Annotated in this window: 27 protein-coding genes and 1 pseudogene; 17 read left to right on the forward strand and 11 right to left on the reverse strand. The window is 65.4% G+C overall.

The genetic code is table 11. The annotated features are described in order from the left end of the window. From QOH60_RS03555 to QOH60_RS03565, 3 genes are all read left to right on the forward strand, one after another. On the forward strand, positions 1-663 hold a 663-nt coding region (locus QOH60_RS03555; RefSeq protein ID WP_526417154.1), incomplete at its 5' end, for an MBL fold metallo-hydrolase. 72 nt (positions 664-735) lie between these two features. Continuing rightward, positions 736-948 carry a TOBE domain-containing protein gene (locus QOH60_RS03560; RefSeq protein WP_526417156.1) on the forward strand — a complete coding sequence of 71 codons (213 nt, stop codon included), beginning with the start codon at positions 736-738 and terminating at the stop codon, positions 946-948. 3 nt (positions 949-951) lie between these two features. After that, on the forward strand, positions 952-2,892 hold the full coding sequence (locus tag QOH60_RS03565; protein WP_526417158.1) for a potassium transporter Kup: 1,941 nt from the start codon (positions 952-954) through the stop codon (positions 2,890-2,892). Here QOH60_RS03565 and QOH60_RS03570 read toward each other — a convergent pair. Genes QOH60_RS03570 through QOH60_RS03580 form a run of 3 tightly spaced genes read right to left on the reverse strand, consistent with a single transcriptional unit; the run spans position 2,889 to position 5,849 of the window. Further along, positions 2,889-3,638 (reverse strand): hypothetical protein, encoded by a 750-nt coding sequence (locus tag QOH60_RS03570; protein ID WP_526417160.1) that lies wholly within the window; start codon positions 3,636-3,638, stop codon positions 2,889-2,891. The genes QOH60_RS03565 and QOH60_RS03570 overlap by 4 nt on opposite strands. 7 nt (positions 3,639-3,645) lie before the next feature. After that, entirely contained in the window at positions 3,646-4,713 is a 1,068-nt protein-coding gene (locus QOH60_RS03575) for a DUF7064 domain-containing protein (protein ID WP_526417162.1), read from the reverse strand. A gap of 8 nt (positions 4,714-4,721) precedes the next feature. Continuing rightward, on the reverse strand, positions 4,722-5,849 hold the full coding sequence (locus QOH60_RS03580; RefSeq protein WP_526417164.1) for a sulfotransferase: 1,128 nt from the start codon (positions 5,847-5,849) through the stop codon (positions 4,722-4,724). Positions 5,850-5,894: 45 nt separating this feature from the next. Here QOH60_RS03580 and QOH60_RS03585 point away from each other — a divergent pair, with 45 nt between their 5' ends. Genes QOH60_RS03585 through QOH60_RS03605 form a run of 5 tightly spaced genes read left to right on the forward strand, consistent with a single transcriptional unit; the run spans position 5,895 to position 9,402 of the window. Further along, positions 5,895-6,509, forward strand: coding sequence for a TetR/AcrR family transcriptional regulator (locus QOH60_RS03585; protein WP_526417166.1), 615 nt, complete (start codon positions 5,895-5,897; stop codon positions 6,507-6,509). Further along, complete coding sequence (locus QOH60_RS03590) at positions 6,506-7,312, forward strand: PaaI family thioesterase (RefSeq protein WP_526417168.1); 807 nt, start codon at positions 6,506-6,508, stop codon at positions 7,310-7,312. The genes QOH60_RS03585 and QOH60_RS03590 overlap by 4 nt, the downstream gene beginning before the upstream one ends. Positions 7,313-7,340: 28 nt before the next feature. Beyond that, positions 7,341-7,709 carry a carboxymuconolactone decarboxylase family protein gene (locus QOH60_RS03595; protein WP_526417170.1) on the forward strand — a complete coding sequence of 123 codons (369 nt, stop codon included), beginning with the start codon at positions 7,341-7,343 and terminating at the stop codon, positions 7,707-7,709. After that, positions 7,709-8,509, forward strand: a complete 801-nt coding sequence (locus QOH60_RS03600; RefSeq protein ID WP_526417172.1) for an SDR family oxidoreductase — start codon at positions 7,709-7,711, stop codon at positions 8,507-8,509. Before QOH60_RS03595 ends, QOH60_RS03600 begins: the two co-directional genes overlap by 1 nt. A gap of 29 nt (positions 8,510-8,538) precedes the next feature. Continuing rightward, positions 8,539-9,402, forward strand: a complete 864-nt coding sequence (locus tag QOH60_RS03605; RefSeq protein WP_526417174.1) for a TIGR03619 family F420-dependent LLM class oxidoreductase — start codon at positions 8,539-8,541, stop codon at positions 9,400-9,402. 583 nt (positions 9,403-9,985) lie between these two features. Here the strand turns inward: QOH60_RS03605 and QOH60_RS03610 are convergent. Both QOH60_RS03610 and QOH60_RS03615 read right to left on the reverse strand, forming a co-directional pair. Beyond that, positions 9,986-10,366: a hypothetical protein gene (locus tag QOH60_RS03610; RefSeq protein WP_526417176.1), complete on the reverse strand. Its 381-nt coding sequence runs from the start codon at positions 10,364-10,366 to the stop codon at positions 9,986-9,988. Between the two features lie 207 nt (positions 10,367-10,573). Next, entirely contained in the window at positions 10,574-11,494 is a 921-nt protein-coding gene (locus QOH60_RS03615) for an NAD-dependent epimerase/dehydratase family protein (RefSeq protein ID WP_526417178.1), read from the reverse strand. 47 nt (positions 11,495-11,541) lie between these two features. Here QOH60_RS03615 and QOH60_RS03620 point away from each other — a divergent pair, with 47 nt between their 5' ends. The 3 genes and pseudogenes from QOH60_RS03620 (at position 11,542) to QOH60_RS03630 (ending at position 14,032) form a co-directional block, all read left to right on the forward strand. After that, a complete protein-coding gene (locus QOH60_RS03620; protein ID WP_526417202.1) occupies positions 11,542-12,327 on the forward strand; it encodes an enoyl-CoA hydratase/isomerase family protein in 786 nt (261 codons plus the stop codon). 38 nt (positions 12,328-12,365) lie between these two features. After that, positions 12,366-12,692 (forward strand): annotated as a pseudogene (locus QOH60_RS03625) (CoA transferase); the annotation flags it as partial. A gap of 44 nt (positions 12,693-12,736) precedes the next feature. After that, positions 12,737-14,032: an acyl-CoA dehydrogenase family protein gene (locus QOH60_RS03630; RefSeq protein WP_526417180.1), complete on the forward strand. Its 1,296-nt coding sequence runs from the start codon at positions 12,737-12,739 to the stop codon at positions 14,030-14,032. On the opposite strand, the gene QOH60_RS03635 is transcribed toward QOH60_RS03630, so the two are convergent. Continuing rightward, positions 14,029-14,820 (reverse strand): SDR family NAD(P)-dependent oxidoreductase, encoded by a 792-nt coding sequence (locus tag QOH60_RS03635; protein WP_526417182.1) that lies wholly within the window; start codon positions 14,818-14,820, stop codon positions 14,029-14,031. The genes QOH60_RS03630 and QOH60_RS03635 overlap by 4 nt on opposite strands. Positions 14,821-14,848: 28 nt before the next feature. Here QOH60_RS03635 and QOH60_RS03640 point away from each other — a divergent pair, with 28 nt between their 5' ends. From QOH60_RS03640 to QOH60_RS03655, 4 genes are all read left to right on the forward strand, one after another. Continuing rightward, entirely contained in the window at positions 14,849-15,709 is an 861-nt protein-coding gene (locus QOH60_RS03640; protein WP_526417184.1) for an LLM class F420-dependent oxidoreductase, read from the forward strand. 1 nt (position 15,710) lies between these two features. Next, positions 15,711-16,526, forward strand: a complete 816-nt coding sequence (locus tag QOH60_RS03645) for a MaoC/PaaZ C-terminal domain-containing protein (RefSeq protein ID WP_526417186.1) — start codon at positions 15,711-15,713, stop codon at positions 16,524-16,526. Beyond that, positions 16,523-17,461 (forward strand): LLM class flavin-dependent oxidoreductase, encoded by a 939-nt coding sequence (locus tag QOH60_RS03650; RefSeq protein WP_526417188.1) that lies wholly within the window; start codon positions 16,523-16,525, stop codon positions 17,459-17,461. The genes QOH60_RS03645 and QOH60_RS03650 overlap by 4 nt, the downstream gene beginning before the upstream one ends. A gap of 153 nt (positions 17,462-17,614) precedes the next feature. Continuing rightward, a complete protein-coding gene (locus QOH60_RS03655; protein WP_526417190.1) occupies positions 17,615-17,929 on the forward strand; it encodes a hypothetical protein in 315 nt (104 codons plus the stop codon). On the opposite strand, the gene QOH60_RS03660 is transcribed toward QOH60_RS03655, so the two are convergent. Beyond that, on the reverse strand, positions 17,926-19,119 hold the full coding sequence (locus QOH60_RS03660) for a cytochrome P450 (RefSeq protein WP_526417192.1): 1,194 nt from the start codon (positions 19,117-19,119) through the stop codon (positions 17,926-17,928). The two genes, QOH60_RS03655 and QOH60_RS03660, sit on opposite strands and share 4 nt — an antisense overlap. A gap of 211 nt (positions 19,120-19,330) precedes the next feature. Between QOH60_RS03660 and QOH60_RS03665 the strand changes: the two genes are divergently transcribed. Further along, positions 19,331-19,840: a TetR/AcrR family transcriptional regulator gene (locus QOH60_RS03665; protein WP_526417204.1), complete on the forward strand. Its 510-nt coding sequence runs from the start codon at positions 19,331-19,333 to the stop codon at positions 19,838-19,840. Here QOH60_RS03665 and QOH60_RS03670 read toward each other — a convergent pair. From QOH60_RS03670 to acuI, 4 genes are read right to left on the reverse strand one after another with little or no spacing between them, the layout of a single operon-like run. Further along, positions 19,835-20,458: a TIGR03085 family metal-binding protein gene (locus QOH60_RS03670; RefSeq protein ID WP_526417194.1), complete on the reverse strand. Its 624-nt coding sequence runs from the start codon at positions 20,456-20,458 to the stop codon at positions 19,835-19,837. The genes QOH60_RS03665 and QOH60_RS03670 overlap by 6 nt on opposite strands. Beyond that, the gene (locus QOH60_RS03675; RefSeq protein ID WP_526417196.1) at positions 20,455-22,131 is read right to left on the reverse strand and encodes a class I adenylate-forming enzyme family protein; all 1,677 of its coding nucleotides are present in this window, start codon (positions 22,129-22,131) and stop codon (positions 20,455-20,457) included. Before QOH60_RS03675 ends, QOH60_RS03670 begins: the two co-directional genes overlap by 4 nt. Position 22,132: 1 nt before the next feature. After that, on the reverse strand, positions 22,133-23,326 hold the full coding sequence (locus QOH60_RS03680; protein ID WP_526417198.1) for an FAS1-like dehydratase domain-containing protein: 1,194 nt from the start codon (positions 23,324-23,326) through the stop codon (positions 22,133-22,135). Positions 23,327-23,339: 13 nt separating this feature from the next. Beyond that, a complete protein-coding gene (acuI, locus tag QOH60_RS03685; protein WP_526417200.1) occupies positions 23,340-24,323 on the reverse strand; it encodes an acrylyl-CoA reductase (NADPH) in 984 nt (327 codons plus the stop codon). Positions 24,324-24,429: 106 nt separating this feature from the next. Between acuI and QOH60_RS03690 the strand changes: the two genes are divergently transcribed. Then, a partial coding sequence (locus QOH60_RS03690) for an LLM class flavin-dependent oxidoreductase (RefSeq protein ID WP_526417206.1) occupies positions 24,430-25,388 on the forward strand: 959 nt, incomplete at its 3' end.

Below are 25,388 nucleotides of genomic sequence, written 5' to 3' on the forward strand. Positions count from 1 at the left end.
GGCACCGCGGACGAGGTCGCCCACGGGATGGCGCCGGAGATGCTGGCGATGACGCAGGTCGCGGATCTGGGTCCCACGGGTACGCCGTATGCGCGAGAACGGTTCGGGCCCTTCGATTTCAGCGGCATTACGCTTCGCAACGCCGACCAGGTGTTCGAAGGCGAGCTGCGGGTCGACGTCGGGGGCAGGCGGGTCGACCTCTACGACCTCGGCCCTGCCCACACCGCGGCCGACACCGTGGTGCACGTTCCCGATGCCGGCGTCCTGTTCGCGGGCGACCTGCTGTTCATCGGCTGCACACCCATCGTGTGGGCGGGGCCGATCGCGAACTGGATCGCAGCCTGCGACGCCATGATCGCACTCGAGGCGCCCACCGTGGTGCCCGGCCACGGCCCGATTACCGATCCCGACGGCATCCGGGCAGTCCGCGGATACCTGGTCCACATCTCCGAGCGAGCGGAACTGGCGCACCGCCAAGGGCTTTCGTTCGGCGAAGCGGCCGACACACTCGATCTCGGCGAGTACGCCGAGTGGCTGGACGCCGAGCGGCTGGTGGTCAACGTCTACCAGCGTTATCGCGAACTCGATCCGAGCACTCCCGAGGTCCCGGTCATCGGTCTGCTGGCGATGCAGGCGAACTGGCACGCCAAACACACGCGATAGTCTCGCCAATCGACACATGCCGCGGCTCTAAGCGTGAGACGTTTGACGTCGATAACGGCAGGAGGGACGACTATGCGCCTATCCACGCGTAACCAACTGGTCGGCACGATCGTTGAGGTCAACCTCGGCACGGTCATGGCCACCGTGAAAGTGCGGCTCGAGGGCGGCGAGCAGGTCGTGACGTCGTCGATCACCAAGGACGCAGCACAAGATCTCGGGCTGGAAGTCGGCCAGCAGGCCACCGTCTTCATCAAGTCCACCGAAGTGGCGATCGGCGTCGAGTAGTCCATGCCCACCAACCCGATCCAGCCGTCTGAGACTAAGGCGGCGCATGGGATTCAGAAGGCGCGGACAGGGCTGGTCATCGGCGCGCTGGGGATCGTGTTCGGCGACATCGGCACCAGCCCGATCTACACCATTCAGACCGTTTTCAACCCTCACGACCCGCACCCGGTGCCGATCAACGAGCCGAACATCTACGGGATCGTGTCGTTGATCTTCTGGTCGGTGATGATCATCGTGACGTTCACATACGTGACCTTGGTGATGCGCGCCGACAACCACGGCGAGGGCGGGATCATGGCGTTGATCACGCTGGTGCGCAAGTTCGGCCGCAAGACTCACAACCGCACCGCCCTCGTGATGGCCACGGTGGGCATCTTCGGTGCGGCACTGTTTTTCGGGGACAGCATGATCACTCCGGCTATCTCCGTCCTGTCGTCCGTCGAGGGTCTGAAGGTCATCGAGCCGCGCTTCGAAACGTGGATCATCCCGATCACGGCGGTGATCATCGTGCTGCTGTTCTCGGTGCAGCGCCACGGAACCGCGATCGTCGGAAAATTCTTCGGCCCGGTCATGATTCTCTGGTTCTCGGCGATCGGCGCCTGCGGGGTGATGGGAATCGTCAGGCATCCCCAAATCCTCAAGGCGCTGTCACCCACCTACGCAGCGTCGTTCATGATTGACCATTTCCACATCGGCTTCTTCGCCCTCGCCGCCGTGGTGCTCGCAGTGACCGGCGCAGAGGCCCTTTACGCCGACATGGGGCATTTCGGGCGGCCCTCGATCGTGTACGGCTGGTTGTTCATGGTCTTGCCTGCCTGCACGCTGAGTTATTTCGGGCAGGGCGCCCTGTTGCTCGGCGACGAGGCCTCCAAGAGCGCCCCGTTCTTCCTGCTGACGCCGGACTGGGGCCGAATCCCGATGGTGCTCTTGGCAACTGCGGCGACCGTCATCGCGTCGCAGGCGGTGATCACCGGCGCCTTCTCGGTGGCATCGCAGGCCGCCGCGCTCGGTTACCTGCCGCGGTTGCGGATAGCGCACACCTCCGCATCGGCGATCGGCCAGGTCTATGTGCCGTGGATCAACGGAATGCTGACCGTGGCGGTGTTGACGCTCGTCTTCGCCTTCCGCAGCTCGGGGGCACTGGCTTACGCCTTCGGTATGGCGGTCACCGGGACCATCACCATCGTCACGTTCCTGTTCTTCTACCTCGCCTACGTCCGCTGGAACAAGCCACTGTGGCTGGTGCTGGTAGGCGGGGGTTGCCTGCTGAGCGTCGATCTGATGTTCTTCGCGGCCAACCTCACCAAGCTGGCCCACGGCGCATGGCTACCCCTGTTGATCGGGCTGGTCGCATTCACCGTGATGACGACGTGGCAGCATGGCCGCGGGATCGTGACCCGCGCTCGCGCGAAAGTGGAAGGGCCGCTGAAGGAATTCATCGAGGAAGTCACGCACCACGACCCGCCGTTGAAGCGGGTTCCGGGGACGGCGGTGTTCCTCAACCGCGGCAACGAAACCGCGCCGCTGGCAATGCGCGCCAACGTCGAACACAATCACGTGCTGCACAAGCATGTCGTGATCCTGTCGCTGGAGACGCTGCCTGTACCGCGGGTGCCCGAGGAGGAGCGCACGCAGATTGACGATCTCGGCTATCGCCGCGACGGCATCATCCACGTCAACGCGCGGTACGGCTACATGGAGATGCCGAATGTGCCGCACACGCTTGGCTTGCTCGATCCGGAGGATACGGAAGGCAAGATCTCGGTCGACGAGGCGTCCTATTTCCTGTCCAAGATGGAACTGACCAAGGGAGACGCGCCCACGATGCCCCAATGGCGCAAAAGGCTTTTCATCGCGACGTCTTACCTGACCGCCGATGCCGCCGAGTATTTCGGGCTACCCCTGGGGCGGACGGTCGTGATGGGCTCACGTATCGAGATCTAACCGCCGAGGCGCTTGAGCTCCGCACGGGCCGTCTTGACGGCGCCCGCGGCGTCGTCACGGACCTGTTCGGCATCCGCATGCGCATCCTCGGCGCGTTTGAGCTCGCGCTGCGCCGCCTTCAGTTGCCGCCGCGCGTCCTGCAGCTCGCCATGCCGATCCGACAGTTCTTCGTCGGCCTCGGTTTTGGCCTGCTCGGCTGCGGCCAAAGCAGTTCTCGCACTTTCCAGTTGCTCGTCGGGCTCGTCGTCAGGCGCCTCGTCCCTGGCGGAATCGAGCTCGACTGCACCGAAATCACCGAAGCCCGACCAGCGTTCGGGCTTGGCGAGCCGGCCGAGCCGCGCTGTGACATCCGGGTCGGCCACCGCGGCCGAGAGCGTGCCGGAGACATCGTCGCGCAGTGCGGCCGACGGGTTCGTCACCTCCGCGGCATCGAACGCCGCTGCAGCGAGTTGCTCGATGAGCTCGCGCTGCACCCGCGTCAACTCCCGGATGCGACCGCCGTCGGACGACGCATGCGCCGCCTGCAGCTTCTCCCGCAAGTCAGTGAGCCGTCGCGTCGTCTGGGTGTGGCTGATCGCGAGGCGGTTCACAACCCACGCCGCAGTGGTGGGTTTACGGCACGCGGAGATCTGTTTGGCCGCTTCGTCGTCTCCGCGCTCCCTGGCCGCCTTCGCTATCCGCGTGCGCGTCGCGGTGAAGTCCTCCAGTTTGACCCAATAGAGTTCGTCGAGTTCGTCGTCGGCCATGCCGCCATCATCCGCGCGAGATCTTGTCCAGCGGGTTGGACCGTTCCAGCATGCCGTGTGTCTCCTCGCCGTCCCATACGTAGCGCACCGCAGCCTGCTGCAACGCCGGGAAGCTCGGCATCTCGTCCTTGAGCGCTTGGGTCGAGTACATCTTGTCGTCATGGTAGACGTCGTGGGTCGACAGGATCGTCTCACCGTCGATTCGAACAGTGCCACTTGCTGTTTCGAGCACGAGCCCGGCATCTTCATCGCGCGGCCGCAACGCCGTCAGCCACGGTGCCTCGATGACGCGCGCTGGCACCAGATCACCGTCGCCGTCGAAGAGGTACCCCTCGTTGAACGTGGGCTTGCCGTCGGGGCGCGGCGGGTACGCGATGTAGCCGAACGCCCTGCCGCTTCCGAAGAGTGCCGACTGCCAGCTGTGGCCCCAGAATCCCGCGAGCTTGCGTACGCCTTGTCTGCGGATGCGCAGGCCGGTGCCGTCGAACCGGTGTTCTGCGCCGTCGCCCACGGTGACCGATCCGGTGGCCCTGAACAACTGCTCGTAACGCGGTCCGCCCATGTAATCGCCCTCGACCGAGGTCTTCAGTGTCTCGTCCGCGTCGGCGCGAAGGCTGCCCTGCACCCATGGCGGCACCGCCATCGTTGCCTCGACGTGAAATCTGATGTCCACCAACGGCCCATCCTTGCGTCCGGCGATCAGGTCCGACGACGACGTCTGCACGGCCTTGCCGTCGTAGCTCATCGTCCATGACCGGAAGGGTTCGACACACCGGAACGCCAGCCCGCCCGCGCCGAGAACGGTCGGGCGCCCGTCGGGCCCGGCCGCGGGCAGCGACGGCCCGTTCTCGCGTTGCCGAAACACCCGTCCGTCTGGAAAAGCGATATTGACCTGGATATCGTGGGCATCCCAGTTGGCCGCGACGGCTTCGATTCCGATCCGCGGCAGCCCGACGGCGCCCGCGTCGTCGACGACCCAGAAGCTCACTGAGTCACGCATCTCCGGATTCTCCGGTCGTTGCGCGAACACCAGCTCGCGCGCCGGATCGATGCCGCCCGTCAGGTCAATGGCCATGAGTCACCTTAGTTTTCGTGTTTCGTCCACACCTGCGAGGACGCAACGTAGGACGCGAACAGAGGCCGGATGGCATCAAAGTCCAACCCGAAGTCGGTGGGATCTGCGGCGGTGCTCGGCTCACGCTCGTTGGACTCCCACCAGCTGCGCATCCGGTGCTCGAACTCGTCTCCCACCGGCTCCCCCAGCCATGCGTACAAACCCCGCACCTCGCCGATCGGGTCGGCCTGCATGGCACGAAAGTCGATGTCGTAGAACCGATCGTGGGCGCAGGACTCCCGGAAGCGCAACGCCCGGTCCATGCCAAGAGACCATTGCTCGACGTTGAGCCTGCCGATGTAGGGCCGGTCGATCTGGTCGGTGAAGCCGCCGATCAGGTCGGCGTACACGTCGGCGACCGAAAGCATCACGTCGGTAGGGTCGCGGTGCGTCATCACGAACCGCGCGTCCGGGAAGACCTTGTCCAAGTCGCCGAGGAACAGCACGTGGGCGGGTGATTTCAGCCGCCACGGCCTCGGCGGCTCTCCCCACGCCAAGAGCTTCATCACCCGCCGTTCGTAGGCGTACGTCGACGTGTGATCGGCCTTGTGCACCAACCACGTTGAGTACGAGGGAATTTGGGCGAATGCCTGGAAGATCTGGGATTTGAAGTCCAGGGCCATCAGGTCCAGGCACTCCATCGGGCCGTGGGTGCCCGTCGGCACGTGGCGCCTCGTGCCGACGACCACCTTGGCGTGAGCTGGGATCCGGGGATCGGGGCCTTGTACGGTCGACGGCGGCGGGCACGGTTGCGACGACTCCCAACCTCGCAGGTAGCGAACGTTGGGGTCCTGCGCCAACAGCATCGACAGCGCCGTCGAACCGGTGCGCGGCAGCCCCAGCCCGATCAGCGGCGGCAGGATCGGCACATCGTCGATGTCGGGGTGCCTGCGATACCAGTCCTCGACTGCGAGACGCTGGGACAGATGGCCGACAATGCGTGGATAGATGAACCCCTCGCCCCTGGCGTTGAGGCGCGCCTCGTCACGAAGGGCAGTCAGCAGTACTTCGAGTCCCTCGCGAAAAGAGTCGTCACCGAAATCGTCCAGACCGGTCCGTGCGACGGCAGCGGCCAACACGTCGTCGTATATCGCCACCTCGACCCCATGCTCGAGAATCCGTGTCAGTACACTGACACCATTGTGAGTGAGTTGTCAATGCCCGAGAAGCGCAATTACGACAGCCCCGCCCGGCGGGAGCAAGCAGCCGCCACGCGCGAGCGGATCGTCGCCGCCGGCGCCGAGTTGGTGCACGAGCTCACGACGTGGGACTGGAGCCAACTGACTTTTCGTGCCGTCGCCAACCGCGCAGGAGTCAGCGAGCGCACCGTATACCGTAACTTTTCGACTGAGCGACTTCTTCACGACGCGGTGATGGCCCGCCTCGAAGATGCGGCCGGGATCAATTATGCCGCAGTCGAATTGGATACCGTCGCCGATGTAACGGGCCGCGTCTTCGCGTCCTTGCACCGGTTTGCGGCCGAGGGCAGCTTCAGCGTGCCCAGCGGGCGGTCCGTCCCCGGGGCTAACGAGCGCCGGCAAGCGGCCCTCATGCGTGCAGTCACCGAACGCGCACCGCATCTCACCGACAGTCAGCGGAAAACCGCCGCAGGCCTTCTGGATGTGCTGTGGAACCCGCCGAGCTACGAGCGGCTGGTGCGCGAATGGAAGCTCGACGACGGCACTGCGATCGGTGCGGTCCAATGGCTTATCGGGAAGATTGTCGAAGCTGTCGACGCGAACGAGATTCCCGAGTGAGCACCCTCGTCCATCCGCCGAATACGCCACTCGGCCGGTTCGGCGTGGCGACGCTGGTGGACAGCGCCGAGTTATACGTCGGTTCGATTCCCATGACCGGACTAACGAATCCCATCACCGAAGCGCCGACCGTCGGGCCGCTCGCGCTGCTCGTCGACTTCGTTGCAGGCGTGGTCAACCACTATCGCCGCACACCTGACGAATTCACGGTGTCCAGCGAGATGTCGCTCGATCTGAGCCCCGACGCGTTTGACTCCATCGCAACGGATTCCGATGTTCCCGTCATCGGGCGCGCCCGCCCCTTCGGGCCCAAAGGCGCTACCTCGCTGGGCATCTGTGAGATCACTCATCGCGACGCGGTCATCGGCGTGGGTTCGGTGCGTTCAGTTCACATTCGCGCGCCCGCCGACATCCCCGCCGATCCGTTTCCGCCGGCGTCCGGTCCGCGCCCGACCGAGCTGGCCGACATCATGGCGCTGCGTGTCGGCGGTCTCGACCCGCCGGTGCTTTTCCAGGAGCCCAACGACAATCTTCAGAACAGCATCGGCATCGTCCACGGCGGAATCTCGGCCACCGCACTTGAATTGGTGGCGTCCGCGGTGTTGAACGCGGACCGCGGGACCGAGCCGGTGCACACTGCCTCACTGCGAGTGAGTTATCTCCGGAGGCTGATGAGCGGTGCCGAATCTCGCTACACAGCCAGCGTTTTGCGGGCAGGCGGCCGCAGCGGCATCGCGGAGGCGCAGGCGATCGGTGCCGACGGTGCGATCGCACTCATCGCCCGGATGACCGCCTACCGATGAGCGTCAGGTAACCAGAAGGAGGAGATCGATGAGCAATACCCGTGAAGAAGGCCTGGAGGTCCTACGGAAGCTGTTGCCGGACTTGCCGTTCGACAGCGACGGCAATATGCCCACGGGCAGCGGGTTCGCCAGCGGCCTGCTCAACCAGACGCTGGACTGCGTGTTCGGCAACGTGTGGACCAGGCCGGGCCTGGACTGGCGCTCACGAAGCCTGGTGACGGTGGGGATCCTCATCGCCCTGCGCGCCGAAGGCGAACTACGGCTGCACCTTCCCATCGCGCTTCGCAACGGCGTGACCCGGGAAGAGCTCGAAGAGGTGATCTACCACGCCGCTGCCTACGCCGGCTTCCCCGCGGCGTCGACGGCCAGTCGCATCGGCAACGAGGTGCTCGGCTAGTGGAGTTGCGGGACGCCGTCGCGGTGATCACCGGGGCGGCCAGCGGGATCGGCCGTGCGACGGCGTCGGCGTTGGCCAACCGTGGTGCCCGGATCGTCGTCGCGGACATCAACGCCGACGGCGCGGATGATGCCGCCGCCCAGATCACCTCCGCAGGCGGACAGGCGATCGGCGCCGGATGTGATGTGCGGGCCGATGACGCCTTCGACGCGCTGAAGTCTCTGGCGCTGCGGCATTTTGGTGCTGTCGACGTGGTGATGAACAACGTCGGCGGGCTGACCAGCGGACTGCCCGACCACCTGCCGGTTGACGAATGGCGGCGTGTGCTCGAGCTGAACCTGATGTCGGTGGTCCGCAGCAACGCAACGTTTCTGCCCCTACTGATCGAGCAGGGGCACGGACACATCGTCAACACCGCGTCCTTCGCCGGACTGTTCAGCTACTCATACGACCGCCTTCCATACGCGGCCGCCAAGGCTGCCGTGATCCAGATATCCGAGGGCCTGCGGCTGTATCTGGGTCCGATGGGGATCGGCGTCACGGTGCTGTGCCCTGGCCCCGTCGCGACGAACATCATCTCGTCGCTGCCACCGACGTTCGGGCCCGAGGCGCCGATCCGCGGACCCGGCGACCAGTTCGGCGTCTTGACCCCCGACGTGGTCGGCGAGCAAGTTGCCGACGCGATCGTCGACGACACCTTCATGCTCTTTACCCATCCGGAGGTGCGCGACGTGCTCGTCGAACGGGCGTCGGACTGGAACGCGTTCATCCGGCGGCAGACCGATACGGTGGCCGGGTAGGTACGCGAAGACGGACGAGAGGACGGCCGATGCAGTTCTGGGGTGGCACGACCTTCCTGGAGACCACCGACGCCGTCGCACTGTCCACGATGCTCGACGAGGCCGGCTTCGACGGCATCATCACCTCCGATCACCTGATCTATCCGCGCGAGTTGAGATCGCCGTACCCATCGCCCACCGGCAAGCCGCTGTGGGCTCCCGAGACCGCGTGGCCCGACTGTTGGGTGCTCACCGGCGCGATGGCGGCGGTGACCAAGCGGCTGCGGTTCTCCAACGCCGTGTACATCGCACCGTCGCGGCCCTTGCTGGAGGTGGCGAAGCAGGTGGCGACCGCGTCGGTGATATCGGGCGGGCGGGTGACGCTGGCCGCCGGAATCGGTTGGATGCGTGAAGAATATGAATTACTCGGCCAGGACTTCACCAACCGCGGCAAACGTCTCGACGAGATGATCCCCGCGCTGCGTGCGCTCTGGCGCGGCGGGTGGGTGTCGTGGAGCGGCACGCACTACCAGGTGCCTGAGATGATGATCGAGCCGCACCCACCGTCGCCCGTGCCGATCTGGTGTGGCGGCGAGTCGGAGGCGGCGCTGCGGCGCGCGGCGCGGCTGTGCGACGGCTGGGTCGGCTTCGCGTACGTCTGGGACGACGCGGTGCCCTACGTCGAGAAGCTGACAAAGTTCCGCCGCGAATACGGCAGGGAGAACGAGCCTTTCGACATTCTGCTCGCGCTGCTGGACAAGCCGACCGTCGACTTGTACAAGCGCGCCGAGGACATCGGGATCACCGCGCTGATGTGCGCGCCGTGGTTCACTGCTCCGGCCGGCCCGGACGCCGAGCGTTACCGGGCGCCGATCGAGCGGTTCGCCGAGGACATCATCGCGAAGTTTCGCTGACGCGTCGCGGTGACCGGACCGAACAGACACAATGCGGCGTCGTCGTCGCTGTCGCGGGGCCAACCACCGCACGCACGGTTGCTTGTTCATGAAGTAGGACAGGACCGATTGCATCTCCTGACCGTTTGTCACGACGCTGCCGGCACCCAGCCACGGAATCGGATCGGGTGCCTTGTTCTCCTGAACTGGCTCGTGGTTGCTCCCGCACCCCCAGGCCAAATTGCTCCACGGAAACGACGAGGTTCCCGCCGCCGGATACCACTGGGTGTCGAACGGCGCCTTGAGGCCGATCACGTCCGTCACATAGCGCTCGAGCGCGCTTGCCGCCGCGTTCCAGAAGTCGGTGCAGTCGGTTGACTTCTGCTTGACGGCGGCCAGCAGCAGCAGCGCCCACGCCATATTGGAGTACGTGTAGTACTGCCCTGGGGCAAACGGCGCGGAATAGACACTCAGGTTCAGCGGCGAGTACTGCACGGATTGGCAATCCGGGCCGTTGGTGTCGGTCCCCTGAAACAGCGACGGCAGGTTCTGGTAGACCGACCGGGGCCAGAGCCAACCCGGTTTGCCCAGGCACGGACTCCCGTTATCCGGGCACAGGCCGGAGGTGTAGTTGGCCAGGTTGAGGACCGGTATGCCGCCGACGGATTGGACTTCGGTTCAGGCTTTGTGAACAGGTCGCCGATGTGGAGTCGAGCCTATTCGCGGGGAACTCGTTTTCGACGTTCTGCTGCTGGATGAATATGCCTGTTGTGAATAGCTTTGTTGTGGAGCCGATCTCGAAAAGGGTTGATCCGTCGAGGGGCTCGCTGTCTCCGAGATTGCCGCCCTGCACGAAGACAGACTCGGGCGAAGTATAAAGTCCCGCCTCGCCGTTGGCCCCGGTGTTGTATCCGACGACGAGCGCGTCTCTCGGGTACAGCACGCTGTAGGCGCTCATCCATTCTGGGATATCGCTGAGAGCCATCGCGGCTTTCCTTTCCCCCTTGTCGTCCTTCCCTGACGCCGAGGCTAGCGGTTCGTGACCGGACGAGAAACACGTCAATTCGCTGCTTCAGGTGCGACTACCGACGTAATAACGTTGCCTTACATACATTTTCCTTTGACACGCGGATACTTTCTCTTGATCCGCACGTGTCTGAACCGTCGCCGTGCTCGCGCTTACGCGCCCAATCTATTTACTGTCTTCGCGAAAGGGGATCATCGCCTCGGGGTGAAACTTGGCCGCCATGCGGCGCATGCCGTCGCGCCAGTCGACGGTCGCGGAGCCGATCAGTTCGTGCATCCGGGTCACATCCGTAGGCACGCCGTGCAGCGCCGAATTCGACTCCTCGAACGTCGGCTCCCGTCCGACCAACGAGCCGAGGTAGGCGCACCATTCCTGCATGCTGACGGTGTCCTCGCCGGCCCAGTTCACCGTCGTCGCCGGCACGGATGCCACCTCGAGCAGCTTCGGGATGGTCGCGATGATGTCGTCTTCGTGGATCGGGTTGTAGCGGGCCGGCCCGCCAGGCGGGATCGGGATCGGGATGCCCGCCAGCATCATCTCCATGTGGAAGAACGGCCAGCCGCCATTATCGCCGTACGGAACATTGAGGCGGGCAATCGTCGTGGGCAGATTCAGCGCACGCGCCATGGTCCTGGCGACCACCTCGCCCGCGATCTTGGAGATCGAATAGGTGGGCAGCATCATCTTGTGGTTGTCGCCGAGCGCGGCGCTCTCGGTGCGAGGCTCGTCGTCCGGCGGGTCGTAGACGCCGGTCGACGAGCAATGCAGGAACGCCTTCGCGGTGCGGCAGTGCGCCATCAGCAGGCCCACCGACTCGGCGTTGGCGCCAAGATCCTTTTCCCAGTTCCCGCTCTTCGCGACTGCCAGGTTGAGGACGTAGTCGAAGTCAGTGGGCAGTGCGCTGAAATCGCCGCGGGCGAGGTTCACCGTCTCGCACCGGATACCGGCCGTCTCCAGGCCTGCACGGGCCGAGGCGTCGCTGAACCGGGCGATGCCCCACACTTCGTTGTCCGCCGCGAGCGCCCGGGCAATGGGCGTAGCGACCTGACCAGTAGGACCGGTGATGAGGATCTTTGACCCGCGCATATCGTGATCGTAGATTGCGACGAGGGGAGCTCGACATCAGCGCGTGGATTGGCGCGACGACGACGCTCGAACTCAGCGCGCCCGTCGCCGGTGTGGCCATGGTGCGGCTGAACCGGCCCGAGCGGCTGAACGCCATCAACGGGGTCATGCTGTCGGAGCTCAGGCAGGCGTTCGCGAGCCTTGCCGCCGATGACAGCGTCCACGCCGTCGTCCTCACCGGCGCGGGGCGGGGCTTCTGCTCGGGCCTGGACATGCGCGACTTCGGAGCCGGGATACCTGACGAGAACGACCCCGCCATCGACCGGTTGCGCTTCCAAGAGACGATGGCGTCACTCCCGCAAGCACTTTCGGCCCTCCCGCAGCCGGTGATCACCGCCGTCAACGGCCCGTGCGTCGGCGCCGGGCTCGCGATGTGCCTGGCCGCCGACATCAGAATCTGTTCGCCGGCAGCGACATTCGGGAATGCCGCCATCCTCCTCGGTTTGTCGGGCGCCGAGATGGGAATGAGCTACTTCCTGCCCCGCATCGTCGGGTTCAGCGTCGCGGCCGAATGGATGCTCACCGGGCGCACAGTCTCCGCCGACGAGGCAGACCGGCGCGGGCTGGTCAGCCGGCTCGTTGAGCCTGATCAGCTCATCGCCAGCGCGATCGAAATCGCCAGCACCATAGCGCAACTCGCTCCGCTGGGCGTGCAGCTCACCAAGCGCGCTCTTCAGGTGAACACAGACGCCGCTGGGTTGGCTGCAGCGCTGGAGTTGGAGAACCGCAACCAGGTCCTCAGCCATGCCACCGACGAGGCGGCGGCGCTACGACAGAGGTGGTCGCAAAAGTGAGCGGCCCGCTGCGGGGAGTACGGATCCTGATGATGGGCGGCAGCGAGAGCACCCCGGTCCCGCCGCTCAACCTCGTCGGCGACTACGGCGGCGGCGGCATGCTGCTGGCACTCGGGCTGTTGAGCGCGCTCCTGGAGGCGCGTCAGTCGGGTGAGGGTCAGGTGATCGACGTCGCGATGGTCGACGGCGCCGCGGCGTTGATGGCGCCGTACTTCGGCATGGTTCCCGCCGGCACATGGCGCGACCGCAGACACGCGAACCTCCTCGACGGCGCCGCCCACTTCTACAGGGTCTACGAGACCGCGGACGGGAAGCACATGGCGGTGGGCGCGTTGGAGTCACGGTTCTACGCCGAGCTGTGCGAGGCCGGTGTGGTGCGGCAGGCTGCGGCACGACGAAAGGACGACTAGTGGCGTGGGATTTCTCCACCGATCCCGAGTGGGCGGCCCAGCTCAAGTGGGTGAACGAGTTCGTCCGTGACGAATGCGAGCCAATCGACCTGATCGTCAAGGAGTCACACGACCTCAACGACCCGGTCCGCCAGGCGCTCATCCCGCCGCTGCAGAAGATCGTCAAGGAACGTGGACTGTGGGCCACACATCTCGGTCCGCATCTCGGCGGCCCCGGCTACGGCCAGGTGAAGCTGGCCCTGCTCAACGAGATCCTCGGCCGATCCGAGTGCGCGCCAATTGTTTTCGGATCGCAGGCACCCGACTCCGGCAACAGCGAGATCCTCGCCCACTACGGAACCCCTGAACTGAAGAAGCGGTATCTCGAGCCCCTGCTCGACAACCGGATCGTGTCGTGCTTCTCGATGACGGAGCCGCAGGGCGGCGCCGACCCGAAGGTGTTCACCACCACCGCGGTTGCCGATGGCGACCATTGGGTAATCAACGGCGAGAAGTGGTTCTCGTCGTTCGCCTCGATGGCGTCGTTCTTGATCGTCATGGCGATGACGGATCCTGACGCGCCGCCGTACCACCGGTATTCGATGTTCGTCGTGCCGGGCGGCACACCGGGCATCAACGTGCTGCGTGACGTGGGCCTGGGGTACCAGCCCCTCGGCGGTGGGCGTGAGGGTTATGTGCGGTACGAGAACGTGCGCGTGCCTGCCGATCACATGCTGGGCCCGCGCGGGGGCGCGTTCGTCGTCGCCCAGACCCGTCTCGGCGGAGGCCGCATCCACCACGCGATGCGCACGGTGGGCCTGGTGCGCCGGATCTTCGACATGCTCTGCGAGCGTGCGGTGTCCCGCTTCACGCAGGGCGAGCTACTCAGCAACAAGCAGCTCGTGCAGGAGATGGTCGCCGACTCGTGGATGGAGATCGAGGCCTTCCGGCTCCTCACATTGCAGACGGCGTGGAAGATAGACCAGCACAACGATTATCAGGCCGTGCGGGCCGATATCTCCGCGGTGAAGGCCATGATGCAAAAGGTGCTGCACGACGTGTCGGCGCGAGCATTGCAGCTGCACGGCTCGCTCGGCACCACACACGAGATGCCGTTCGTCCAGCATCTGGTCGAGTCGTTCGTCCTGGGGCTGGCCGACGGGCCGACCGAGGTACACAAGGTGACGCTGGCTCGACTGTTGCTGAAGGACCGCGAGCCGTCACCAGACGTCTTTCCGTCCGAGCATCTGCTGCGGTTGCGAGCCGCGGCGGAGGCGAAGTTCGCCGACAGGCTGGCCAATATCCCTCGCGGTTAGCTCCGCAGCCAGCCGATTTCCCGCAGGAACTCCTGCGTGTGTGCGATCCGTCCGGTCATCGTCGTCGGATCCCCCGTGCACAGGGTCAGTGCCGTCTCGGTGATCCATTCGATGTCCTCGGTGGCGGTCTTCGCCAAGTCGAGCGTGCCCGCCCCGGGAGTGGCCACAGGGTTCGTCGGCGCGGCCGCATTCACCGCTATGCCGTCTTTGTAGAGTTCGGCCGCAAGGCTTTTCGTGAGCCGGTTCAATGCTGCCTTCACTGTGCCGTAGATCCCGAATCCAGCGGTCTGGTCGAATTCGGAGAACGGCGGCCCGTCGGGAAGGTCGCCGCCGACGGACGTCAGGTTGAGCACCCAGCCGCGGCGGCGTTCGCGCATCGCGGGGATCGCCAACTGAGTGAGATGCAGCGGGGCGACGACGTGCATCTCGATCATCAGCCGCACGCGCCGCTCGGGGAACTCGTCGAGTGGCCGCAGGAACGTCACCGCGGCGTTGTTGACGAGGATGTCCGGCGCGCCGACGCGTTCCACCACCTCCCCGAAGAGGCGCTCCCGGTCCTCGGGCTTCGACAGGTCGGCCTGGACGGCGATCGCCGTGCCGCCGGCGGCGGTGATCTCGTCGATCGTCTGGTGCAGGGAGCCTTGGTATTTGGGGTCGGGCTGCATCGTGCGGGCGGTCAGCGCGACCGTCGCGCCTTCGCTTGCCAAGCGCTGGGCGATCGCCTTGCCCAAGCCTCGGCTGCTGCCTGTGACCAAAGCGATTTTGCCGGCACAACTCCCGGTACTCATAGCCGGAGAATCACGTTACCTTCAGAGCATGGACCTGTCCGGTGTTGGGGTGTGGAGCGCGCAGCTGCGTTATGGCGATGCGCAAGAGTCGGCCGAGGCGGCGGCCGAACTCGAGGATCTGGGGTTCACCGCGTTGTGGATTCCGGATGTCGGCGGACCGGTGTTCGACGCGGTCGGGCACCTGCTGCGGTCCACGAAGTCGACCGTGATCGCCACCGGGATCCTCAACCTGTGGATGCATGCGGCAACCGACGTCGCGGATTCTTTCGCATCGCTGACAGCTGAGCATGGACACCGGTTTCTTCTGGGGATCGGGGTGAGTCATGCACCGCTGATCGACTCGAAAGAGCCGGGCCGATACCGCAAGCCCCTAGCGGCGACGCGCGCGTTCCTCGACGAGTTGGATGGGACCGCGTTACCGGTGCCGCCGGGGGAACGCGTGCTGGCAGCGCTCGGGCCCAAAATGTTGGAGCTCTCCGCCTCTCGCGCCGGCGGCGCACACCCGTACCTCGTGACACCCGAGCACACCGCGCAAGCGCGTGAGGTGCTCGGTGAAGGGCCCCTTTTGCTGCCCGAGCAGACCGTGATCTTGTGCGACGGCCGCGACGCCGCACGCGACATCGGCGTCGAGTGGCTGCGCGCGTATCTGGCGTTGCCGAACTACGCGAACAACTTGCTGCGGCTCGGCTTCACACCGGACGACCTGGCGATCGTCAGTGATCGTCTCTTCGACGCGGTCATCGCGTGGGGCGACGAAGACGCGATTCTGCGTCGGGTGGGCGAACACCAGTCAGCGGGCGCAGACCACGTCTGCGTTCAAGCGCTCGATGCCGATCCGGGCGTTTTTCCGCGCGAGCAATGGCGCCGCATCGCGTCCGCGCTCACCTAGCATGCTCCGGCACGGCCCGTTCTCTGGACGTCTCGACCCCGAGCGGGTGGCCGCGTATGCAGCCGTGACCGGTGATCACAGCGGCGCGGTACTGCGCGGGCAGGCGATACCGGCCGTCTTCCCCGTCGTCCTCGTGCTCGACGCGCAGGCCGCCACACACGCCGACCTCCCAGCAGAGGCGTGGCAGCAGGCCACCGGCGGCCTGCACGGAGAACATGACATCCGGTTGCACCGCCCGCTGATACCCGGCGAACCGCTGCAGACGTGGTCGCAGGTGGTGGCTGTGCGGACTGTGCGGGCGGGCGCACAGGTCGTCGCCAAGTTGGAACAGGTCGACGCCGACGGCCGTGTGGCGGTCGAGCAGTGGTGGACGATGATGCTGCTCGGAGTCCAGTCGATGAGCGAGTTCGGTTCGCCGCCTGCCGATCACCGCTTCCCCGAGGCCGCGCGCGAGCACCTCGTCGGTTCGGCGGTCCACCACATCGACGAGCAGGCCGCACAGCGCTACGCCGAGATCTCCGGTGACTGGGCGGCGCACCACTTCGAGGTCGGGGCGGCGCAGGCGAGCGGATCCGACTTCGTTTTCACGCACGGCCTGTACACGATGGGGGTGTGCGCCCATCGTGTACTCGGCCTGATCGGTGTCGACGATCCCGCGCGGGTATCGCGGGTGGCGGTCAGGTTTTCGGCGCCGACGCGGCTCGGCGCCGACCTCACGGTGAATGCCTATGCGGTCGACAGTAATTCGTTTGCCTTCGAGGCGACCTGCGACGCAGTCAGGACGATCAGCCACGGAAGATTGGAGTTGCGGTCATGACGGACCTCGACATCGGCGTGTACGTGCCACAGATGGGGTTCACGTACGACGACGTGCTTCATCGCGCTCTGCGCTGCGAGGAACTCGGCATCCGGTCGGTGTGGTTGTACGACCACCTGTACGGCCCCGGGGTACCCGATATCCCGTCGATGGAGGCATGGACACTGGCGACGGCGCTGCTCGCCCGGACTGAGCGCCTGCGGGTGGGACACATGGTGCTGTGCAATCAGTTTCGTCATCCCGTGGTGCTGGCCAAGATGGCGACGACGCTGGACCAGATCTCGGGTGGAAGGCTCGAGCTCGGACTGGGCAGCGGATCGATCGAAGACGAACACGCTCGCACAGGTTTGGAGTGGGGCACATTCGCCGAGCGATCAGCGAAGTTGGGTGAGACGCTGGAGATCCTCGCGCAGGCGTTCGCAGGGCAGCGAATCGACTTCGCGGGCTCGCACTACACGGTGAGGGACATGCCGATCGTCCCGGGACCGGTACAGCAGCCGCGTCCGCCGATCATCGTCGGAGGCGTCGGTGAGAAGTACACGCTGCCGTTGGTTGCCCGGTACGCCGACGTGTGGAATGTCCCGACGTACGCGCTTGGCGAACTCGAGCACAAGACGTCCGTGCTTCGCTCCCTGTGCGACGACATCGGGCGCGATCCCAACTCGATCGTGCTGTCCATCGAAGCGGTGATGGCGCTGGCGCCGGACGACGCGTCGCTGCCGAAGGTCCGCGAGTTGGCCGAAAAGCGGTTCGGGATACCGGCATTCGGCTTGCATGAGGGCGGATTGGTCGGCACGCCATCCGGCGTCGTCGACCGCCTTCACGAACTGATGGCGCTCGGCTTCCGGCAGATCGTCGTGTTCACGCACGACCGCGCGTCCGACGAGACGCTCGAGCTGTTCGCGTCGACGGTGCTGCCGGAACTGGGCACGTAGCGCAACTGCTCAAGGGAACCAATACGCCTCCCGCGCGCGTCAACAAAAGGTGACGCCGCGGGATTGAGGCACGACACCCATGCGCCGCCATCGGTCATACGCCTCCCGCGCGCGTCAACAAAAGGTGACGCCGCGCAGAAGGAGAGTCCCTCGGTGAGTGAGCGCTTGTGGTGGCAGGACGACTCTGAGATCAGGGCGATAACGCAAAGCGTCCTCGACGAGATTGCCCGGGCTTCAAAGAAGCCTGACGAAGAAGACAAACCTGACGAAATTCTCGAAGACGTCTTAAATGGCAATAGCGTGCGCGAGCTCGGCAACGCTCGCGATGACCTAGCCCGCGCCCGCACGAAATACGTTGACGCAGTTCGTAATGCGCGCAGGAGTGGGTTCTCCTGGGGCGAGATTGCCCGAATCCTCGGCGTATCCAGGCAGTACCTGCACCGCCGATTCGGCGACGACGAACCCTAGGGCAGCACTATCCGCAGCGATTCCCAGCCGCGCATCGTCGACGTCGACGCCAGCTGCATGCTCGAGTAGTCGATGTCCCACTCGGGGAAGCGATTCAGGATCTCATCGAGTGCGACCTTGCCCTCCAGCCGCGCGAGGTTCGCGCCGAGACAGTAGTGCACACCCTTGCCCAAGGTGAGATGACTGATGTTGGCCCGGTGAAGGTCGAAATTGTCGGGGTTCTCGTACCGGCGCGGGTCATGATTCGCTGCGCCCAGCATCAGCAAGACCGCGCTGCCGGCCGGCACCGTCGTGCCGTGCGCCTCGAAATCCTGCGTCACATAACGCGCGAGATTCGTGCCGGGCGGCTCCAGGCGCAACGTCTCGTCGACCACGCGCAACAACAGGTCGCGATCCTGGGCGACCTCGCGTCGCTGATCCGGGTGTTCTGCCAAAACCTTTGCCAGCCAGCCGATTAACCGACCGGTTGTCTCGTTGCCCGCGCCCGCAACAACTTGCGTGTAGTGCAGTATCTCCTTGCGCGTCAGCTTGCGGGTGACGCCGTCCTCGTCCTCGAACTCGACGTTGAGCAGAGCTGTCATCAGATCATCTGACGGATTATGCGAACGCCACTCGACATAGTCGGCGTAGATGCTGCCGTCGGCGATCTTGTCCGCGTTCTTCACCTTCATCGGCTCGCCGCGCTTGGTCCGCAGGTTGGCATCGTTGGCGTCGCGGACCGCGACTTGTTCCGACTCAGGGATGCCCAGCAGCATGCCGATCACGCGCATCGGCATCATCGCCGCCAGCTCGGCGACGAGGTCGAATCCGCCCGATCCGACAAGTGGATCCAAGCAGTTCACGCAGTAAGCGCGGATCTTGTCTTCGATCTCCGCCATCCGCCGCGGCGTGAACACCCGCGACATCAACCCGCGCAGCATCGTGTGTACCGGCGGATCCTCGAACATCATGACGCCCTTGGGCATATCGAAGTCCGACTGCATCAGCTCGAGGATGTCGCTTCGCTGGTTCGAGAACGTCTCCCAGTCCAGGATTGCCTGCTCGACGTCGGAGTGACGCGAAAGCGCCCAGAAGTCGTGCCGCTCGTTGAAATAGACCGGCGCCTCGTCGCGCAGGCGCGCGTACACCGGGTAAGGGTTCGCGGCGATCTCCGCGCTGTACGGGTCGTAGTAAACGGTGCTGGTTGTCATGGTCCCTACTTCAGCCACGCTTGCAAATATTTGGGCAACTGCCCAAACTCTGTGTCGAGCCATGTCTAGCATCCCGTAAAGTGAGCGGTCAAGTGAGGAACACACCGATCACACACCGCAATTTCATGGGAGACGACAGATGACCTCTGCGAAAGCAACCTCCCGTGAGTCGGCGCCCCGACAGGCACTGATACAAGCAACTGCCCAAGTCATGCTCGAGGAGGGGTACGCCGCGGCGACATCGCGACGGGTTGCGGCAATGGCCGGGGTGAAGCCGGCGTTGGTGCACTACTACTTCCCGAGCATGGACGATCTGTTCCTCGCGGTGTTCCGCGCCGGAGGCGACGCCAACCTCCAGCGCCAGCGAGAGGCCCTCACCGATGAGCGGCCGCTGCATACGCTGTGGCAACTCAACGGCGCCCAGGCGAGTCGGCTCCTCATGGAGTTCATGGCATTGGCCAACCACCGCAAGGCCATCCGCACAGAGCTTGGCGCCTACGCCGAACGTTTCCGTGATATGGAGGAAGCGGCGCTTACCCTTGTCCTGCGCGCCAACGGCGTCGACGTGGAGGAATTCCCGCCGGTGGTGATGGCGATGATCATGGGCAGCCTCGCCCGGATCCTGGCGATGGAACAGGGCCTCGGCATCACCCGCGGGCATGAGGAGGCGCACGCCTTCATCGAGCGCTATCTCAGCCGGTTCGACCTGCCCGCCTCATAGCTTCCGCCGCGCGGCGCGCACAGCGTCGACGTCGTCCGGGCTTGCGCGGAACTCGAGGCGTACCGCGTCGCGACCGGACAGGAACAACACTAATTCTGCAGTGCCGCCGATGATCTCAACGTCACGGCCCTTTCCAACCACAGTGACGACTGAGCCGTCGGCGTCCCGAATGGTAACCCTTGCCGGCCCGCGCCCGAGGCTCATCCTCGCGGCAAACGGCAGCATCCGGCGCAGCGCGCCGAGAGTGCCGCCATCGATGGCCCGCGGTTCCCAGCCAGGTGCTGCACGCCGCACGTCCTCGTGATGGATGACCATCTCGGCGGTATTTACCAGCGGATCGATCAGCTTGAACGGCGAATACAGCGGCGGCCCGTCGGCGACCCACTCCACCAGCTGCTCCCAGTCCGTCCTCTCGGCAAGGCGCTGCTGGGCTCTTGCGGTGCGATCGGCCAGCGGCGCGATCATGATGCCAAGGGATGCGACGGGGTGACGCTCGCGAAGAATCAAGTGCGCGGCCAGATCCCGCGTGGTCCAATTGCCACACAGAGTCGGGGCGTCAGGTCCGACCTCGCGCAACGTCTCGACCAACGCGGCCCGCTCGCGAGCAGCGGCAGTCATGTCGCAGCCAGTTGCTTGGCGGCCAGCTCGCGTAACTCGGCGGATTTGATCTTTGCCGTCCCGGTCAGCTCGATCTCGTCGTCGCGGAAGAACAGCACGTGCCGGGGCACTTTGTAACTGGCCAGGCGCTCCGAGACGAACGCGCGGATCTCATCGGGCGAGGGCATCGAACCTTCGTGCGGGACAACGCAAGCGACGACGACCTCGCCCAGCGTGTCGTGCGGCAATCCGACGGTCTTGGCCACCTTCACGGCCGGATGGCTCACGAGCACGTCGTCGACCTCGAGCGGGGAGACATTCGCCCCGCCCGTCTTGATGATGTCGGTGAGGCGGCCCTCCCAGAAGAGCCGCCCCGCGTCGTCGAGGTAGCCGCCGTCTCCCGTGCACAGGAACCCGTCGGCGTCGAGGGTCTCGTCCAGCGATGTGCCGACATAACCGAGCATGAGCGTTGGGCCCTTCACCCGGATCTCGCCCCGTTCACCGAGCGGAACCACAGCGCCGGTGAGCGGATCCGCGATCTTGACGGTCACTCCCGGCAGGGGCACGCCCCTGCTCTCGCCATGCACCTCCGGTGGCGTATTTGCCGGGAAACACGTGGTGATTGTGAAGGTTTCAGTATTTCCGTACGCGTGGCCCGGCTCGTACCACACCGCCGACACCGTCGGGTGGTGCGCGACCGGCGTCCGGTAGTCGACGAACCGCATGCTGCTCAGATCGACATCACCCCAGTTGGGCGCGCTCTCGAGTTGCCCCCACTGGTGCGGCCACGCGAACGGGAAGTTCACGCGCTCGGCTTCCATCAGGTCCAGCGCCTCGGCAGCGGCGAAGGTCTGCTGCAGCACCAGCGAACCGCCCGCCGCGAACGTCGATCCCAGTGACATTCCGAAGTTGCCGGACCAGAAGAACCCGTTGGCCGACCAGCCCCGCACGTAATCGTCGGGATCGAACTGGTACATCCGCCTGAAACGCCACATCTGGATGCACATGCCGCGGTGCGCGTTGAGGATCCCCTTCGGCTTGCTCGTGGTGCCAGACGAAAAGAACAGCGCCGCAGGGTCGCCCGGCCGCACGGCATCTCCGGTGGCCTCGACGGTCTCGCGCGGCTCGTCGCGGCCCGCGGCCAGAAAGTGCTCCCATGTCTCAATGCCGGGCGCGGCCGGTCCGATCGCGGCCAGCCGGCGCAGGAACGGGTAACTGACCGACTCCAGGGCGCCGGTCGCCGTCTCGGCGATCGCCGGCTCCAGCTCTGTCAGCATCGCCGCGAAGTCCTTCTTCAGCACGTGCCGCTCGAACAGCAGAACCGAAACATCGGATGCCTTGAGAAGATGATCGAGCTCCGGTGCCGTCGAAAACGTGCTGAGCGTGACGGCCACGCCCCCAGCTATCGTGATGCCGAACAGCGCCGAGATCCACTCCGGCCGGTTCGTCATCAGGATGCCCACCCGGGCGCCCTTGCCCACGCCGCAGGCGCGCAACGCGCACGCCACTTCGACTGCGCGATCCCACAACTCGTCGTATGTCCAGCGAACCGCGTCGTCGCCGGTGCGCAGCACCAGTGCCTCGCGTCCGTGGTAAAGCGCGGTCACCTCGCGCAGGAATCCCGGCAGTGTGAGCGCCCCGAGCCCGGGCTCCGTCTCGAGCGGCGGTCCGGAGACGATCGAATCGGGATTCATCTCAGACGGGCAGCTCCACCTCGGCGGTACAGCTCACGAGCACGGTGCCATCCTGGTTGGTCAGCCGCAGCTTGATTCCGACGAGCGGCACACCCCACTCCGACTCCGTTCTTTTGTCGACGATCTCGGCGTCGAAATAGGTGACGTCGCCCTCGAAGGCAGGTCCCCGGAAGTCGGCCTTGGTGTGGCGGACCATCCCGTCGTGGCCTGCCCAGTACGCGAGATAGTCGGTGCACCAGGCACCCATCGTCGCGCCGTAGCCGTACGCGCGCGCCATGCCGACCTCGCTGGCCCGGTCGGCATCGATGTGCCCGCGAGACGGGCCGACGTAGAGCCCGTCACGCTTACGCGGATCGATGAACGCATCCTCTTCGTCGAACGCAAAGTCCTTGCCCCACCCGGGATCCTGATAGACCCACGGATCATCGATGCCGGGCGGCGTGACCCAGTGGAAGGTGCCCCAGATGTTGAACAGGAACGCGCGGTACTCGGTGGTGAAGCTCGCGATGGTGTGCGGGCCGAGCACCCGACGCGGCAGCGTGTCGCCGACCTTCACCTCGTCGAAATGCGGTGAGACGCCGAGCCGATTGGATTCCAGCCACTCCCTGCGCAGCCGTTCGACTGCCTCCAACTCATTCTGAGTCCAGCGCTTGATCTCTCCGAGTTGGTCGGAGAACATGCCCCGCTTCGTCGCCTCCTCGTAGAGGTAGCGGATCGCGGTCGAGCGTTCCTTCGCGACGAGAACACCGTGCTGATTCTTGTGGACGGTGTCGCCGCGCGAAAACATTGTCGGCCCAGCGAATTTCGTCTCGGTCACTTTGTAGTCGTGAAACCGGCGCTCCTGGAAGAGTTGGTCGCCGGGGCGGATTGGGCAGCCGTAAAACCACCACTCCTCGCCGCCGAAGATCAGGTGGCTATTCGGGAGGTGCCCGACGCAGGCCGGTGCGGCGCCGTGCCCGTAGTCGAGTGCCACAGCGATGGACTGCGGTGCAATGAGCCCACCGAACTTCGACTCGCGGGCGAAACGCTCGTCCCAGTGCAGCGGGTTGGGATAATCCATCGCCATCACCCAGCGGCGAATGTCGCTGGAACTGCAGGGATCCCACAGCTGGCCACCGCCGATCGGCTTGCCGACGCGATGATCGACGTCGGAGAGGTCCAGTTCGACTGTTGTTTTGGTCGGCTTCCTCGCCATTGTTTGCTCCTGATCAGCGGTTGACGTCGACGACGATGCGACCGCGCACCTTCCCGTCCATGAGCTCACCGGCGGCGCCGATGACGTCATCGAGCGGGATCTGTGTGGCGATCGAGTCGAGCGCGCTCGAGTCCAGATCCCGCGCCAGCCGCTTCCACGCCGCGATGCGCGGCGGTTTGGGCGCCATCACGCTGTCGACGCCCAGCAGTGAGACACCCCGGAGAATAAACGGAGCCACCGACGCGGGAAAGTCCATGCCCTGGGCCAGACCGCACGCCGCTACAGCGCCGCCGTAGCGGGTCTGCGCACACGCGTTTGCGAGTGTGAAGCTGCCGAGCGTGTCGACGACGCCCGCCCATCGCTCCTTCTGCAGCGGCTTCCCTTTCTCGGCGAACTCGGCCCTGTCGAGCACCGTCGAAGCGCCGAGCTTCTCGAGATACGTTGCCTCCGAAGATTTCCCGGTCGCGGCCGCCACCGTGAACCCGGCCTTGGTCAACAGCGCGATCGCCACACTGCCAACGCCGCCCGTCGCGCCCGTGACAAGGATCTCGCCCTGGTCGGGAGCCACGCCGTGGCGAACCAGCGCGTCGACGCACAGGCTTGCGGTGTAGCCGGCGGTACCGATGGCCATCGCCTGGGCCGCCGTGAACTCCGCGGGCAGCGGGACCAGCCAGTCGCCGGACAGGCGCGCGCGTTGAGCGAAACCGCCCCAATGGGTTTCGCCCACGCCGAATCCGTTGAGGACGACGCGGTCGCCCTTCGACCAGTCCGCGTGCGAACTGTCACTGACGACGCCGGCGAGGTCGATCCCGGGCACCATCGGGAACTTGCGCACCACCGGCGACTTCCCGGTGATGGCAAGTCCGTCCTTGAAGTTCAGCGTGGAGTACTCCACATCGACGGTGACGTCACCGTCTGGCAGCTGCGCGTCGTCAAGGCTCGTTCGTGTCACCGACTGCCCGGAGTCGTCCTTGTCGATCAGAATTGCCGAAAACACCGGTTACCCCATCCCCTCGCATGCGTTCCGTTCGGATTGCCCTGCCGTGAGAATAGCATTCTCAGTGTTGAGTATGATATTTCCGTATGTGCAGGTGGAGCGGGTGATGCAGGTCAAGCCGGCGGCGTTCTTCCGGACAACGCTGCCGCTCGACCTTTCGCAGCTCGCGACCCTCGACGAGGGCCGTTACCACTCGATCTGGCTCCCTGATCACATGGTCAGCTTCTGGCCCGACTCGATCTGGACACCGGAATTCACCGACCTCGCGACCGCGTCCCCGTCACCTCATCGGAACCTCGACGGCATGGCGGTCGCGGCAGCGGCGGCGGCGCTGACCCGCAACGTGCCGATCGCGACCAGCGTGGTCGACACGGTGCGCAGGCACCCGGCACTACTCGCGCAGAGCGCGCTCACGATCGACCACCTCGCCAACGGCCGCTTCATCCTGGGCCTCGGCAGCGGGGAAAGCGAGAACATCGTTCCGTACGGATTCGACTACTCGACACCGGTCAGCCGCTTCGAGGAAGCGCTGCGGGTGATCCGCCTGCTGTGGGAGAGCGACGGACCCGTCGACTTCGAAGGCCGCTTCTATCGGCTGCACCATGCGCGGCTCGACACCGAGCCGTACGACGGGCGTTTCCCGCCGATCTGGATCGGCGCGAGTGGTCCACGCATGTTGGACATCGCCGGACGATACGCCGACGGGTGGTGGCCGGCGGGCGCATGGACACCGGACCACTACGCGGAAATGCTTGCTGTCGTGTGCAATTCCGCAGAGCGCGCGGGGCGCGACCCGCTGGCGATCACGCCGTGCTTCATCCAGGTGTGCATGATCGGCAAGGACGACGCCGCGCTGGCCGAGATCTTGAAGGCGCCGCTGGTGAAAGCGTTCCTGCTCCAGGTATCGGCAACGGTGTTGGACGGCTTTGGCTTTGAGCATCCCATGGGCGAGAGCTGGCGCGGCTTCCAGGACATCGACCCTTCGGTGCTGACGCGAGAGCGCATCGTCGACTTCCTGAATCGCGTTGACCCGGAAGCGATCCTGGCGGTCGTGCCGCACGGGAC

Origin of the sequence: Mycobacterium sp. (assembly GCF_032159765.1) — a bacterium.
Classification (GTDB): domain Bacteria; phylum Actinomycetota; class Actinomycetes; order Mycobacteriales; family Mycobacteriaceae; genus Mycobacterium.

Coding starts and splice junctions, on each gene's coding strand:
- QOH60_RS03645 (WP_526417186.1), top strand. CDS start 15,711: ATGCTCCGGCACGGCCCGTTCTCTGGACGTCTCGACCCCGAGCGGGTG.
- QOH60_RS03670 (WP_526417194.1), bottom strand. CDS start 20,458: ATGACTGCCGCTGCTCGCGAGCGGGCCGCGTTGGTCGAGACGTTGCGC.
- QOH60_RS03565 (WP_526417158.1), top strand. CDS start 952: ATGCCCACCAACCCGATCCAGCCGTCTGAGACTAAGGCGGCGCATGGG.
- QOH60_RS03635 (WP_526417182.1), bottom strand. CDS start 14,820: ATGAGTACCGGGAGTTGTGCCGGCAAAATCGCTTTGGTCACAGGCAGC.
- QOH60_RS03575 (WP_526417162.1), bottom strand. CDS start 4,713: ATGGCCATTGACCTGACGGGCGGCATCGATCCGGCGCGCGAGCTGGTG.
- QOH60_RS03640 (WP_526417184.1), top strand. CDS start 14,849: ATGGACCTGTCCGGTGTTGGGGTGTGGAGCGCGCAGCTGCGTTATGGC.
- QOH60_RS03595 (WP_526417170.1), top strand. CDS start 7,341: ATGAGCAATACCCGTGAAGAAGGCCTGGAGGTCCTACGGAAGCTGTTG.
- QOH60_RS03680 (WP_526417198.1), bottom strand. CDS start 23,326: ATGGCGAGGAAGCCGACCAAAACAACAGTCGAACTGGACCTCTCCGAC.
- QOH60_RS03675 (WP_526417196.1), bottom strand. CDS start 22,131: ATGAATCCCGATTCGATCGTCTCCGGACCGCCGCTCGAGACGGAGCCC.
- QOH60_RS03560 (WP_526417156.1), top strand. CDS start 736: ATGCGCCTATCCACGCGTAACCAACTGGTCGGCACGATCGTTGAGGTC.
- QOH60_RS03605 (WP_526417174.1), top strand. CDS start 8,539: ATGCAGTTCTGGGGTGGCACGACCTTCCTGGAGACCACCGACGCCGTC.
- QOH60_RS03615 (WP_526417178.1), bottom strand. CDS start 11,494: ATGCGCGGGTCAAAGATCCTCATCACCGGTCCTACTGGTCAGGTCGCT.
- QOH60_RS03660 (WP_526417192.1), bottom strand. CDS start 19,119: ATGACAACCAGCACCGTTTACTACGACCCGTACAGCGCGGAGATCGCC.
- QOH60_RS03610 (WP_526417176.1), bottom strand. CDS start 10,366: ATGGCTCTCAGCGATATCCCAGAATGGATGAGCGCCTACAGCGTGCTG.
- QOH60_RS03665 (WP_526417204.1), top strand. CDS start 19,331: ATGCTCGAGGAGGGGTACGCCGCGGCGACATCGCGACGGGTTGCGGCA.
- QOH60_RS03650 (WP_526417188.1), top strand. CDS start 16,523: ATGACGGACCTCGACATCGGCGTGTACGTGCCACAGATGGGGTTCACG.
- QOH60_RS03570 (WP_526417160.1), bottom strand. CDS start 3,638: ATGGCCGACGACGAACTCGACGAACTCTATTGGGTCAAACTGGAGGAC.